This is a genomic window from Paracnuella aquatica (genome assembly GCF_003332885.2).
Taxonomy (GTDB): Bacteria; Bacteroidota; Bacteroidia; order Chitinophagales; family Chitinophagaceae; genus Flavisolibacter; species Flavisolibacter aquaticus.
In genome coordinates, this window is record NZ_QOWJ01000004.1 from 261,156 (window position 1) to 274,500 (window position 13,345).

Genomic DNA, 13,345 nt, shown 5'->3' on the forward strand with positions numbered 1-13,345 from the left:
TGGCTTGGCGCTACTTTAACCATTGTGCAGTGCAACAAAATCTTATTTTGGCGCTTTGAACCCGGTTATGCGTTGTTCCACTTTTTGTTGCGCCATTCTATTCCTCTTTTTATCGGCAACGGTTACGGCCCAGTCGTTAGTGCTGCGTTCGGCGGTACCCCAGTTTCTGCGCCCTGGCGACCGGATGGAGTTGTTGCTGCATGTAAAAAACAACAGCAATAAAGAGGTTACCGGTCAATCCGAGCTGCAACTGCAGGATGCAACATCAGGCACTGCTGTGGACGGGTGGTTTCAAAACTTTTTTCCGAACCAATATTTTACCGCATCACCGGCAGATAGCGCTACAGTGCGTTTCCCGGTGGAAGTGCCTTATACTTTTTTCAAAACGGCAAGGCTGCGATACGTGGCCAGTGCCGCAGCAGATACGGCAACGGTGAATGCGCTTGTGCCGGTGCTTCCAAACCGGCAACTACACACACAATCTGCAGTGCATAAAGGCAGTGGAACCTTTTCTATTCCGCAGTTGGTAAACAGCGGCGAAAACGAAAGCCTGCAACAGGCGGCGCTGCAGGTGCAAATGGCGGCTACGCCAGCGCCTTTTGCATATGCGGCATTGGGCCATTTGCTGCAGCAAGAAAACCCTGGCGCCGAGGCAGCAGCGAACCGCTTGTTTGCCGCTGGTATTTTAATGCAGTTTGTAGGCCAACAACCCGAAGCTGCCAATGCAATGGCGAAGGAAATAAACTTGCAGGCTTTTGAGCTGGTTTACCTGCGACAACAATTTACAGCAGCACTGCACACCTTACAACTAACGCAACAAGCCTCTGGTGGCTTTGCCGCCTGGCGTGGCAGCAATACCGATGCAACGACAACGCATACTGTTGCCATAACACTGGCTAGATTGATCCACCGTTCGGCAATACCTGCAGCACAGCACAGTGCAATAAACAACATGACCAAAAACGCTGTGCGATTTTTGATAAAGTCAAAAGCCGAATTGTCTGCAATTAGCCTGGCTTACCTCGAAAGTTTGTTGCAGCCGGCCGACAAAAAATTTTCCAATGCCATAAATATTTCAGCAACGTTGGGCAGGGAAAGCCTGGGAACACAGGCCATGATGGCGATGGTGCTGTGGCGCAGGGGAGATACCGCACAGGCAAAAAACGTTTTAATGCTTGCTTTGCAGCAACAAAAACCATCAGCACCTAGCTTGGATAACAGGCACCAATTGGCAAGCGAAACAAGTTTATTGTTGGGAGCAGCAACGCTTGTAAACAACAGGAAAGCAGCAGACAGCCTTATTTTACCCCTTTTGCAAACAGGCAATCCCGATGGCTGGCAGAATCCATCGGCAACTACCGGTGCCGCCTATGCGCTTTTAGTCAACAATGCGCATTTGGTTCAATTGCAACCCACGTCTGTGCAAATGGGCAACCTGCCGCCACGAACCTTGCCGGCAAATGCATACTTCTATACAACTACGGTTGATGCAGGTTTGGTGCATCCCGCAGCGGGCAACATTACAGTGGGCAAAACGGGGGGAGCTTCTATGCCTATTACAGTGGCTTATTGGCAATATTTTGATGAGTATGTAGACCCCGTTAATGGAGTTGACCTCCAGCGTGAAATCTTTTTATGCAAAGGAGGAAAAAAGACACCATGGAGCGAAGGAATTCCGGTTTTGCTGGGCGATACTATGGAAGTAAAATTACAGGTGACTAACGACCAAGAAAGAACGGGGCTTCAGCTTCAATCGGGTTGGCCCGCGGGCTTTGCACCACTGGGCACTACCAGTATAAATGCAAGCATTTTTGAGCAGAACATGTTGGGTGCAAAAAGATGGTGGTTGACCAAATTGCCGGCCGGCCGCACCACATTTACCTACCGCATAAAAGCGGCGCACCGCGGCACTTTTCACAGCGGTATTACAGAACTTACAGAAATGCGCACCGGGAAGGCACTGGCTAGGCAAGGCATAGTAAAAATGGAGATTGAATAAACGGCCGACTTCCTAAAAAGCAATTTGCCTTTCAAGACACACTGTTGTAGATTTAGTGAACCAATAAACCTTTAACTATGGCCGCAAAATCTGCAACAGAACTGGTTAAGGAAGCCAAGCAACAAATTGAAAACCTCAGCCCCGATGAGGTGGAAACATCGCTGCGCGACGGCGGCGCAACGCTGATCGACATCCGCGAAAAAGAAGAGTTGTCGCAAACAGGGAAGATCCCCGGGTCGGTGCATGCGCCCCGCGGCATGCTGGAGTTTTATGCCGACGAAACGCTGCCTTATCACAAGCCGGAGTTTGACAAATCCAAACGCATCATTTTGCATTGTGCTTCTGGCGGCAGATCGGCGCTGGCCGCTGCTACGCTCAAACAAATGGGTTATGAAAATGTAGCGCATTTGGATGGCGGCATTAAGGCATGGAAAGAAGCCGGCAAAAACGTAGAGCAGTAATTAAAAAAATAAGGTTGCAACTATTACAGGCTGGATACACATCCGGACAGAATTTCGTGTGCCTTCACCCACATATTCATCATCCCAAACTTGCTTTTGGAAAAACACTAAGACGACACTTCATAATACAAACAGGACGCACAACCGAAATAGCTGCGCCTGTACCTTTGAACCATGCAAGTGGATTACCTCATCATCGGACAGGGCATTGCAGGCACCATGCTTTCGTGGGCCCTGCACCGGGCAGGCAAATCTTTTTTGGTGCTGGATGAAGCGGCGCCCATCACTTCTTCAAGGGTAGCTGCCGGCATCATCAACCCCGTTACCGGCAGGCGTTTTGTGCGCAGCTGGATGATTGAAGAACTGTTGCCATTTGCCCGTACCACGTATAGCGAAATGGAAACTTTTTTGCAGGTGCAGGTGGTGCGTCACCTCGACATGATCCGGTTTTTTCCCAACAGCGAAAGCCGCGATCTGTTTGTTACCCGCATCACCGAAGATGATACTTACCTGCACACTTACCCCGACCAAAACCATTTCAATAACTTTTTCAATTACCACTACGGCTGCGGCCAGGTACGCCCCGCTTTTTGCGTTGACCTGCAGTTGCTGATGCAGGCCTGGCGGGCCGCTATGCCGCAACATTTCCGCGATCACCGGTTTAACCCCGAAGCACTTACGGTGCAGCCCGATGGCGTGAGGTATGAAGACATTGATGCGCAAAAGATCATTTTTTGCGAAGGGCACCAGGGCGAAGCAAACAAATGGTTCCGGGCCCTTCCCTTTTCCGCCAACAAAGGTGAAGCGCTGTTTATTGAATGTGCCGGGCTGGAAGACAAGCACATTTTTAAGCAATCGCACCTGCTGGCACCGCTGGCGCAAAAGGGTTTGTTTTGGGTGGGCTCTACGTACCAAAACCGGTTTGCCGATGCGGCGCCAACGCCTGAGTTCCGGCAACGGACCGAACAACACCTGCGCGACTGGCTGAAGCTGCCCTTTACCGTGGTGGACCACAAAGCAGCCATCCGCCCCGCCACGGTGGAACGCCGCCCGTTTGTGGGCCTGCACCCGCAGCATCCGGCCGTTGGCATTTTCAACGGGTTGGGCACCAAAGGCACTTCGCTGGCACCGTATTTTGCCCACCAATTTGCAGCGCACCTGGTGCACGGCACACCCATTACGCCAGAAGCCGACGTGAAACGTTTTGAACGGGTGCTGACGAAATTTTAAGGAAACAACCTATTGTTTTAAATGCAGCAGCTAAATGATCAGGTAGCATTTTGCTGCGCATAACTATGTGCCTTCAAACCACAATTCTTCGGTGGCATAAATTTTTACTGTACTATATCGAACCCAAAAATGTAACCATATGGCAGACCTCGATGTAGTAAAAAAAAGAAAGTCTCCCCTACCCTGGATCATTCTCACCCTAATCATTTTGGCCGTACTGGCATTTTTCCTACTGTATAACAACGACGAACCAGCGGCGGTTACCACCACACCCGATGCAGCATACGATTCAACCGCAGCACCGGCCACGCGGTAGCTACCGAGGTATTTGCGCTAAAAAATATTCATCAACCGGCGGGCTTGTAGCCTGCCATAAAATACAGGTATATGTTTGGTAAAAAAACACCCGAACCTACCACCCGGCTCCGCGAACTGAGCGGCAGCGATTACACGATTCCAAAAAACCAGCCCGACATCCGCGGCTGGGATGTGCGGGACGCCAACAAACTGAAATTCGGTACCGTGCAGGACCTGATCTTCGACATCAGGGCCGGCAAAGTGCGCTATATGGTGCTGCAGATACTGGACACACCCGAACTGGAGCTGGACCGCCGCACCGTGTTGGTGCCCATTGGCATGGCTGAACTGGATGCATCGGACAACGATGTGTTTTTGCCTTCGGTAAATGCGTTTCAGTTGCGGGCCCTGCCCAGCTACAATAAGTCGCGGTTGGGCGCCAAGGCCGAGCACGATGTGCGCTTTATTTTCGGCAACACAGCGCTGGGCTCCACGCAGCAGGGTGGCCTGTCCCAAACCGATGTGGATGAAGGCTTTTACAACCACGAGCATTTTGACGACAACAACATGCTGCGCCGCCGGCAGGGTTTTGTTTCCCAAACACCCGCTACCGACCGGCCGGTGTACCACAACGAGCCCGTACGGCGCAGCGACCTGGACTATAACGACACCCACGCCAAACGCGATAACGACGAGGCATATCGCCGTGGATTTGAAGACGGCCAGCGCCACCGCGCCGAAACCGACGACGAATACTACCGCAGAACCGGCAAGCATCGGGATATTTAAAATAAACGCAGCTTAAAATAAAAGAGCGGCATGTTTCCTTCGGGTAAACATGCCGCTCTTTTTGGGGCTAGCCCAAAACTTAATCACTGTTGCGCTCCTGCTCCGTATTCCGGTTACGGTTAGCCGAAGATTTGTCCTGGTTGGGAATTTGGTGCTCCGATCCCTGCTCTTGTTCATGGCTGCCATGTGTAGCTGGTCCCGGTATCACCATGTCGTTGTTGCCCTGCGTACCAATGGTTACGCCCTGGTCCTGCTGCTGGCTCCGCTCTATTTCATTTTTTGCCATAGCTCAAAATTTTATGGTTTAACAAATCGATCATCACTGGTTCTTGTTTCAAAAAAGCTGCCATATTAAGGGCAGTACACATCCTTTTTACAAGTGGTGATTGGTAAAGCCTTAACACATAGGCCGGTCCATACTGCTATTTAACCGCTGGTATAAAGCGGGTAACCTAACTGCGTCAAGCGTCGTTACATAGCAAAACCAAGAGCCGGCGCTTTGCTGCACACCAAAACCATATTTGCCCAAATATTCATCAGGACCATGCTGCTGGTGCTGCTGGCCCTATTGTGTGCATCGTTCAAAACACTGCCCATTGAAGGGCGCCCATTACCTGCCGCTGTAAAGCCTGCAGGCGCTGAAATAAAATGGATCGAGATTTTTGACCCCGCCAAGCAGGACGACTCGTTGAGTACTGCGGTACCGTTTAACCGCATAGGCAACCTCATTGTGCTTAAAGGCGTGGTGGATGGTGTGGAGGGCAACTTTATCCTCGACACTGGTGCACCGCACCTGGTGCTCAACCAGGTTTATTTCCGCCACTATCCCGTCAGCGTGGTTTCCAACGAAGAGCACACCAGCGTTTCGGGCACCGCATCGGCCATTCAAAAAACCACGGTCAAAAATTTTGGAATTGGCGCCATGGCCTACCACCATTTTGAAGCCGACCTGGTGGACTTGGGCCAGATTGAAAACAGCAAAGGCATTAAAGTACTGGGTTTGATTGGTTACGAGCTGTTGAAAAACTGTGAAATGGTGATTGATTATGAATCCGGCATGGTATATTTTCACCGGATTGGCCGCCGCGAAGGCGCCAAATACAACAGTCCGCACCTGCAACAGGCGGGCTTTTTAACGGAAGAAATAGCGGTGCAAAACAACCAGGTGATGCTGAACCTTCATTTAAAAGGAAAAAAATTAAAGTTGGTGCTGGACAGTGGCGCCGAAACCGGCATCCTCGACAGCCGGCTGCCGGAAAGCATCCTGAACCATGTATCCATCATTGGCCGCATGACCATTAAAGGCACCAGCACCAAAGATGTGGAGGCGTTGCGCGGCAATGCCAATGGCCTGCAGCTGGGAGCCAATACGCTGGAACCCATGCCGGTGCTCATTGCTAACCTGGAGCATACCTGCTTTTCGCAAAATATGGGCGTGCACGGCGTGATTGGGCTGCATTTTATGCCGCTGAAAAAAATCGGGTTTAATTTTGTGACCAGAAAAATGTATTTATGGAAATGAGCCGTACCATATGGAAGTCGCGCCGGGTGGTACGCATCATGGCCTGTGCAGTCTACTTTTTGCTGCCACTGCTGCTGCAGGCACAGGTGCTGTTTCCATCATACACCGTCAAAGACGGGCGGATGCAGATAAAAATCGACCGCAATATTTCAGCTGCTACGCTTGATTCTTTTGTGGCACAGTTCGACCTGCAGCACCTGCAGCTCAATGAACTGGTGTTTAAAAACAGCGCCGAGGCTTTGGGCAAAGCAGGCTGGCGGGTGGCGCAAACCAACCGGAAAACGCTGATCATCACCAAAGGTTTCCAGCATTTTGAAGAATGGAATAATCCAGAAAACCGCATTCGTTTTACAGAAACAAAACCAACTTTTGCACAACGCTTTCCGGCTACCAACAACGGACTCACGCTTGGGCATAACCGCTTTCGCAACAAGCCTGCTTTTGAAACAAGCCGCGATTCGGTAGTGCGCTTTTTTCTGCGTGGCCATGAAAATGCGCGGCAAGTTATGCTGGCCGGTTCGTTCAACAATTGGGACCCGGAAGCCCTGCCCATGAAGCGCACCGAAGGTGGTTGGGAAGTGGGCGTAAAACTGGGCGGCGGAAAATACTGGTACAAGTTTATTGCAGATGGCCACTGGATGGTAGATGCCGATAACCAGCAACGCGAAAACGATGGCGAAGGCAACATTAATTCTATTTTTTTCCAAACAAATACGGTGTTTTTGTTGCCCGGTTTTGAAGGCGCCAAAAATGTGTACCTCGCCGGCTCGTTCAACCAATGGCGGCCCCGTGAGTTGGCCATGCAGCGCACCGAGCGGGGCTGGGTATTGCCGCTCTATCTTTCCGAAGGAACACACGCATACAAGTTTGTAGCCGATGGCAAATGGGTAACAGATCCACAAAACCCCAAACAGTTGCCCGACGGCGAAGGCGGCTATAACTCATACGTCGCTTTGGGCAAACCATACCTGTTTCAACTGCCTGGGTTTACAGCTGCCAAAGAAGTGCGGGTAGCCGGCTCGTTCAACAACTGGCGGCCGTTTGAACTGCAGATGCGTAAAACAGCCAACGGATGGGAACTGCCTTATGTGCTGGGTCCGGGCAATTATGAATACCGCTTTTTGGTGGATGGCCAATGGACGTCCGACCCGGCTAATCCACCTGTAGCCGGCAACAACTCGCATTTTGTGCTGGGCGCCAACCATACGTTCAGGCTAAAAGGTTTTGACCAAGCAAAGCGGGTGTTTTTGGCTGGCGATTTCAACAACTGGAACCCAACATCTTTTCCCATGCAACGCCGGGGCAACGAATGGGTGCTGCCGCTGCACCTGTGGAACGGAAAACAGCGGTATAAATTTGTGGTGGATGGCCAGTGGATACTGGACCCGGAGAATAAATTATGGGAGCAAAACGAACACAAAACCGGTAATTCCATCCTCTGGTTTGGTCGTTAATCTCATGGCATTTTGCGCATTTTTCTGCAACATTTTTATTCAAAAAAATCAACATCTGTAGCCCGCATTTTCTTGGTTTGATGATGCAATTTGATTTGTTTTTTGCCGAAGCAAAAACGGCTTTTGTTGAAAAACTGCAGCGCCCCAAACCCGCTCCCCTATTTGCTTTGCTGCTTTTACCTGAAAAAATTAAGTACAAGCGCTGTAGGCACATAGGTATTATTGTGTATTTGCGCATCTTTTCGGCAAACATTAACCCGCATCAAATAAACGCGACCCATTTTTTCAAATCTTTGTATTCATGAAAATCCATGCCCACGCAATCCCTGATCAAAAAGGGACCGGGCCAATATCCTACAAATTTGACCCATCCAGGTTGATGAAACATATCGTGGACGTAGTCTGCGTATTCGACCGCAACGGCATCATCCGCTATGTCAGCGATGCATCGCCAACCTTTTGGGGTTATGAGCCTTCCGAAATGGTGGGCCGCCCGTTTACCGATTTTATCCTGCAGGAGGATGTGTACCACACACTGAAGGCCATTGCCGATAATACTGCCGTTGCATTTACCCACCACCACGAAAACCGCTACCGCCGCAAGGACGGCTCCATCGTGTATGTGAGCTGGTCGGCAAGGTGGAGCAAAGAAGATGAACTTCTGTATTGTGTAGCCCGCGATGGATCGGGGCAGCGGGCACTGGAGCGCCGCCTGTTGAAAGCGCAGGAAATTGCCGGTGTGGCCAATTTTGAATTTGATGTAATCAACCGCCGTTTTCAGTACTTATCGGAAAATATCTACGCCATTACGGGCCTCACCAAACAGGAGGTGCCCGATTTTACCATCGACCACCTGTGGAACCTGCTGCACCCCGAAGACCAGTGGGTAAGGGCTGAATTTATACAGACCGACACCTCCGTAAACCGCCAGCACCAGTACCGCATCATCCGCCCCGATGGAACGGTGGTACACCTACACCACCACCGCGAAATGTATTACAACGTAGCGGGCAGGCATTGCTACACCATTGGCACTTTGCAGGATGTAACCCAGCAAAAACTTTCGGAGCAGGCAGCGCAGCAAAGTGAAAATAAATTTCGCAAGCTGGTGCAAAACTGCACCGATATGGTGGGCATTCTGGATGGCGAAGGACGGTACCAATATGTGGGGCAAAGCGTGGAAACATTGCTTGGCTTTACCACTGATTATGTTATGGGAAAATCGGTCACCGATTTTATTCACCCCGAAGATGCAGTGAACGTTGAAGCTTTGCTACAACAGGCATTTAACCAGAAGCAGCTGGAAGTTGGTCCGATCCGTTTTCGTAACAGCGAAGGCAACTGGCGCTGGATTGCTTCAACCGTGACGAACCTGCTGGACGATCCTGATATAAACGGGCTGGTGTACAATAGCCGCGACATCACCGAACAAAAAGTGATCGACGATCGCATTCGCGAACTTTCCATGATAGCTGAAGAATCGACGCAATCGATTTTGATCACTGACAAAGAAAACCGCATTACCTGGGTAAACAAAGCCTTCTGCACGCTTAGCGAATATGACGCTGAAGATGTATTGGGCAAAACACCAAACGAAGTATTTGCCAGTACGTTCAGTGCAGCCGACGACCGGCATATTCAGCAAACCGTAAATACGGGTGGCCATGTGCAAATGGAAGCCCTTTGCCACAGCAAAAGCGGCAGGCCTTATTGGGTGTCGCTCAACATACAGCCGGTGCTGAATGAAGCCAACGAACTGTCGCGGTATGTTGCTTTTGCCAAAGACGTTACCGAAAGGAAAAAAGCGGAACAGGAACTGGCGTTTAGCGAACAGAAATTTAAAGCAATGGTGCAGGAAGGCTCCGACCTGATTGTCATCCTCGACATGCAGGGTTGCTTTACCTATGTAAGCGACAGCGTTTCGAAGTGCTTGGGTTTTACAGCAAATGAACTGCTGGGCAAACACCTGGGCGAATATATACACCCCAATGATATGCAGGAAACAATGGCCGGCATGGAGCGGGTTAAAACAAACGAAGCACTGACCGGTGTGCAGCACCGTTTCCGGCACCGGGAAGGTCATTATGTTTGGCTCGAATCGAAAGGCATCGATCATTCGGCCAACCCGCTTATTGGCGGCATCATTGTAAATGCGCGGGACATTACCGACCGCGTGGAGTTGCAAAAACGCCTGGACGCCGAACTGCGCAACAAGCAAAAAGAAATTACATCGGCGGTGATCAAAGCGCAGGAAACCGAGCGGTCGAAACTGGGCCTGGAGCTGCACGACAATGTAAACCAGGTGCTCACCACCGTAAAGCTGTACAACGAAATGTACCTGAGCGGCTACCGCGAAGACCGGGCACTATTGGAGCGCTCCACGCAATACCTGCAGGATTGTATCAACGAAATCCGCAGCATTTCCAAACGGCTTTCTGCTCCTACGCTGGGCAAGATCACGCTGCACGACTCCATTGCCGACCTGGTGGAAAGCGTTAACCTGACCAATAAATTAATGGTGTGCTTCAAGCAGCAGGGCATCGAAAAACTGCACATCTCCGAAGACCTGCACCTGAGCATCTACCGCATCATCCAAGAGGGTTTGAACAACATCATTAAATATGCAGGCGCCTCCCGTGCGGAGATCATTTTACAGTATCAAAACGATACGCTGCAGCTCACTATCCGCGATGATGGCAAAGGCTTTAACAGCAAGGAAAAATGGGTAGGCATTGGCATTACCAACATGCGCACTAGGGCCGAAAATATGAATGGGCAGTTTATGCTGGAAACAAGGCCTGGAAAGGGTTGTACTATACGGGCTTCCTTTCCGCTGCCCGCTGAAACAGCCTTTATGTTCCACTCGCTTGCAGCCAGTAATTAAATACGTTGCTACGCATTAGTTGCGAACAATTTTCAAAAAGCCATCCGGTCCACAGTACAGTGGCAGGATGGCTTTTTTAGTTCCCTTCAAGACTTGTTATCAGCCCGCCACAACCAAACAGGTTTCTGCATTTTTAGGTGCACCTAATTCAAACCTGAGCTATAGGATTTGCCATTTTAAGGCAATACATTAGAATACCCTTCCTGATTATGCCCTCGCCCCTGCTTCGCCGCTAACCTGATCTCTTCACCAAATAAATACAACCAAATGCTACGTATTCATTCAATGCTTCTGAGTTGCGTTTTTTTATTGATTGCCGCAAACAGCATTGCCCAACCGGCTGCCAAAAAAGACGCCAAAACATTTGCCAGCAATAAAAACGCTTTAGACATGCGTGGCGCTTATTTATTGACACGCCAGGTAGCCAACGATGGAACAAAGGACAGCCTGATGCAGGCAAAGCAAATAAAGATTTTTACCGGCCGACACATGTTGTATGTGCACCCCGGCCCCGATGATTCGCTGGCCGTTTATGGTGTAGGAACTTACCGCATCAACAATGGAAAAGTAATCGAAGATGTATTTTATACCAGCGAACAGGGAGCGGTGAAAGATCAATTTGAATTGGCCATCAACCAAACGGGAAACGGCTATGCACAGGTCATTCAGTTTGCCCCCGGTGCGGACAACATTAGTTGGAAACTTATAGAAGAATACGACCGGGTGGACAAAGATTTGGTTTCGCCACTTGACGGTGCTTGGAAACAAACAAAAGTAATTTCAGTTGCAAATGATGGGACTACCCAAACAAGGGAAGGGCACACGCAATTCAAGTTTTATCACCGGGGTAATTTTGCCTGGGTAAATACAACCAAAGATGCCACTACCAACAAGCCGGTTTCATTTTATGGTTATGGCAATTTTAAAATGAACGGCAAGGATGAACTTATTGAAAACAACACCAGTTCCTCGTTCAAAACGGTATTGGTAAACAAACCAGTGACCGTAAAAATAAAAATGCTGGATAAAGATCATTTTGAACAAACCATTCAATGGGAGGGCGGAAAAGATACCGAAGTATACGAACGGCTGAAATAACAGGCATAGTTTTTTCGAAAGAAAGGGCAGTTGTTCATTAAAACGGCAAACTATGGCAAAGAATATAGGTAAAGGTCCCGGCCTCAGCAACATCAGCCAAACCTGGGACGAAAACGAACGGGCCCTCCAAAACGGCCAGGGCGCTGCACCCGGCGAACCACTGCCAGCAGCCACCGGCAACGAAGACCTGGATGAAGTGATCCGGAAAGAAGCAACAGAATACGATCACACCAATATGGAAGACCGGCTGTTGGATGTGGATCGTGCCTCGCAAAAAGATGCTGCCACGGAAGAACAACCCTGATATTAAGGGCATTTGTGCAGCACTAAAAAGCACCAAAACAGGGTGCCGGAAACGACCCGGCACCCTGTTTTTTATAAATAAAAAAAACGTAACAATTGTTTCATATCCGGCTTTGATCAACAACATGGGTTGAATTGTAACTGGCATAGTTGCAATTAAAATTTAACCCCGCCGCAGATAGATTTACCCGCTTATTTTTACACAAAACCTGATCGCGCATGGAATACAGACTACTGGGCGGCTCGGGCCTGTATGTGCCCGTATTGAGCTTTGGCACGGCAACCTTTGGCGGCGGCAGCGATTTTTTTAAAGCCTGGGGCAACACGCAGGTGGACGAGGCCACCCGCCTCGTGAACCTGTGCATGGATGCAGGCCTCAACTTTTTTGACACCGCCGATACCTACTCGCAAGGGGCATCGGAAGAGATATTGGGCAAAGCCATTGCCGGCAAACGGCACGATGTAATCCTTTCCACAAAAGGCACGTTTCCTTTTGGCGCCGGCCCCAACAACCAGGGCTCATCGCGGCACCGGTTGATACAACAGGTGGAAGGCAGCCTGCGGCGCCTGGGCACCGATTACATCGACGTGTACCACATGCACGGCTTTGACGGCAACACACCTGTGGAGGAAGTAATGCATACGCTGGACGGGCTGGTACAAAGCGGCAAGGTGCGTTATATTGCTGCCTCTAACTTTTCGGGTTGGCACCTGATGAAAGCGCAGTCCATTGCCGACCGCTACGGCTGGAGCCGTTACGTGGCGCACCAAGTGTATTACTCGCTGCTGCACCGCGAATACGAATGGGAACTGATGCCACTGGGAATTGACCAGAAAGTAGGCGCTATAGTATGGTCGCCGCTGGCGGCGGGCCGGCTGGGTGGCAAATACCGCCGCAACCAACCATTGCCGCCGGATAGCCGCGTGGCGCAGGGCGGCAGCCCCATTCCACAAATGGTGGTGAACGACGAACACCTGTACAACATCATGGATGTGCTGGATGAAGTGGCAGAAGAAGTGGGCAAAACCGTGGCACAGGTGGCCCTCAACTGGCTGCTGCAGCGGCCCACGGTAAGCAGCATCATTATAGGTGCCCGCAACGAAGAACAGTTGCAGCAAAACCTCGGTGCCGTTGGTTGGAACTTAACACCGGAGCAGGTGCGTAAACTAGATAAAGCCAGCGAACTGCCCACCATTTATCCGTACTGGCACCAGCGCCAAAACACAAAGCTCAATCCATTGCCGAAGTTTTATTGAAGGTTTTGTTGAACCACGAAGACACGAAGGAACAAAGGGGCACGAAGGTTT

Annotated in this window: 12 protein-coding genes; 11 read left to right on the forward strand and 1 reads right to left on the reverse strand. The window is 50.3% G+C overall.

Annotation, left to right across the window (positions count from 1 at the left end; genetic code table 11):
• Positions 1-67 precede the first annotated feature (67 nt).
• The 5 genes from DRJ53_RS08770 to DRJ53_RS08785 all read left to right on the forward strand — a co-directional run bounded on the left by DRJ53_RS08770 (position 68) and on the right by DRJ53_RS08785 (position 4,776).
• Positions 68-1,999 carry an alpha-2-macroglobulin family protein gene (locus DRJ53_RS08770; protein ID WP_123893449.1) on the forward strand — a complete coding sequence of 644 codons (1,932 nt, stop codon included), beginning with the start codon at positions 68-70 and terminating at the stop codon, positions 1,997-1,999.
• Between the two features lie 77 nt (positions 2,000-2,076).
• The gene (locus tag DRJ53_RS08775; protein WP_114235235.1) at positions 2,077-2,460 is read left to right on the forward strand and encodes a rhodanese-like domain-containing protein; all 384 of its coding nucleotides are present in this window, start codon (positions 2,077-2,079) and stop codon (positions 2,458-2,460) included.
• A 174-nt stretch (positions 2,461-2,634) separates the two neighbouring features.
• Positions 2,635-3,690, forward strand: coding sequence for an NAD(P)/FAD-dependent oxidoreductase (locus DRJ53_RS08780; protein WP_114235236.1), 1,056 nt, complete (start codon positions 2,635-2,637; stop codon positions 3,688-3,690).
• Positions 3,691-3,829: 139 nt separating this feature from the next.
• Positions 3,830-4,006, forward strand: a complete 177-nt coding sequence (locus DRJ53_RS21285) for a hypothetical protein (protein ID WP_155523205.1) — start codon at positions 3,830-3,832, stop codon at positions 4,004-4,006.
• A 71-nt stretch (positions 4,007-4,077) separates the two neighbouring features.
• Positions 4,078-4,776 (forward strand): PRC-barrel domain-containing protein, encoded by a 699-nt coding sequence (locus DRJ53_RS08785; RefSeq protein ID WP_114235237.1) that lies wholly within the window; start codon positions 4,078-4,080, stop codon positions 4,774-4,776.
• 79 nt (positions 4,777-4,855) lie between these two features.
• Here the strand turns inward: DRJ53_RS08785 and DRJ53_RS08790 are convergent, their stop codons facing one another.
• Positions 4,856-5,062: a hypothetical protein gene (locus tag DRJ53_RS08790; protein ID WP_114235238.1), complete on the reverse strand. Its 207-nt coding sequence runs from the start codon at positions 5,060-5,062 to the stop codon at positions 4,856-4,858.
• 213 nt (positions 5,063-5,275) lie between these two features.
• On the opposite strand from DRJ53_RS08790, the gene DRJ53_RS08795 reads away from it, so the two are divergent.
• From DRJ53_RS08795 to DRJ53_RS08825, 6 genes are all read left to right on the forward strand, one after another.
• Positions 5,276-6,298, forward strand: coding sequence for an aspartyl protease family protein (locus DRJ53_RS08795; RefSeq protein ID WP_123893451.1), 1,023 nt, complete (start codon positions 5,276-5,278; stop codon positions 6,296-6,298).
• Positions 6,295-7,752, forward strand: a complete 1,458-nt coding sequence (locus DRJ53_RS08800) for a glycogen-binding domain-containing protein (protein WP_162303838.1) — start codon at positions 6,295-6,297, stop codon at positions 7,750-7,752. The genes DRJ53_RS08795 and DRJ53_RS08800 overlap by 4 nt, the downstream gene beginning before the upstream one ends.
• Positions 7,753-8,131: 379 nt before the next feature.
• Positions 8,132-10,636, forward strand: coding sequence for a sensor histidine kinase (locus DRJ53_RS08810; RefSeq protein WP_162303839.1), 2,505 nt, complete (start codon positions 8,132-8,134; stop codon positions 10,634-10,636).
• 267 nt (positions 10,637-10,903) lie between these two features.
• Positions 10,904-11,734, forward strand: a complete 831-nt coding sequence (locus DRJ53_RS08815) for a hypothetical protein (RefSeq protein WP_123893453.1) — start codon at positions 10,904-10,906, stop codon at positions 11,732-11,734.
• Positions 11,735-11,786: 52 nt separating this feature from the next.
• Positions 11,787-12,038 carry a hypothetical protein gene (locus tag DRJ53_RS08820; protein ID WP_114235244.1) on the forward strand — a complete coding sequence of 84 codons (252 nt, stop codon included), beginning with the start codon at positions 11,787-11,789 and terminating at the stop codon, positions 12,036-12,038.
• Between the two features lie 218 nt (positions 12,039-12,256).
• Complete coding sequence (locus tag DRJ53_RS08825) at positions 12,257-13,294, forward strand: aldo/keto reductase (RefSeq protein ID WP_114235245.1); 1,038 nt, start codon at positions 12,257-12,259, stop codon at positions 13,292-13,294.
• Positions 13,295-13,345 lie beyond the last annotated feature (51 nt).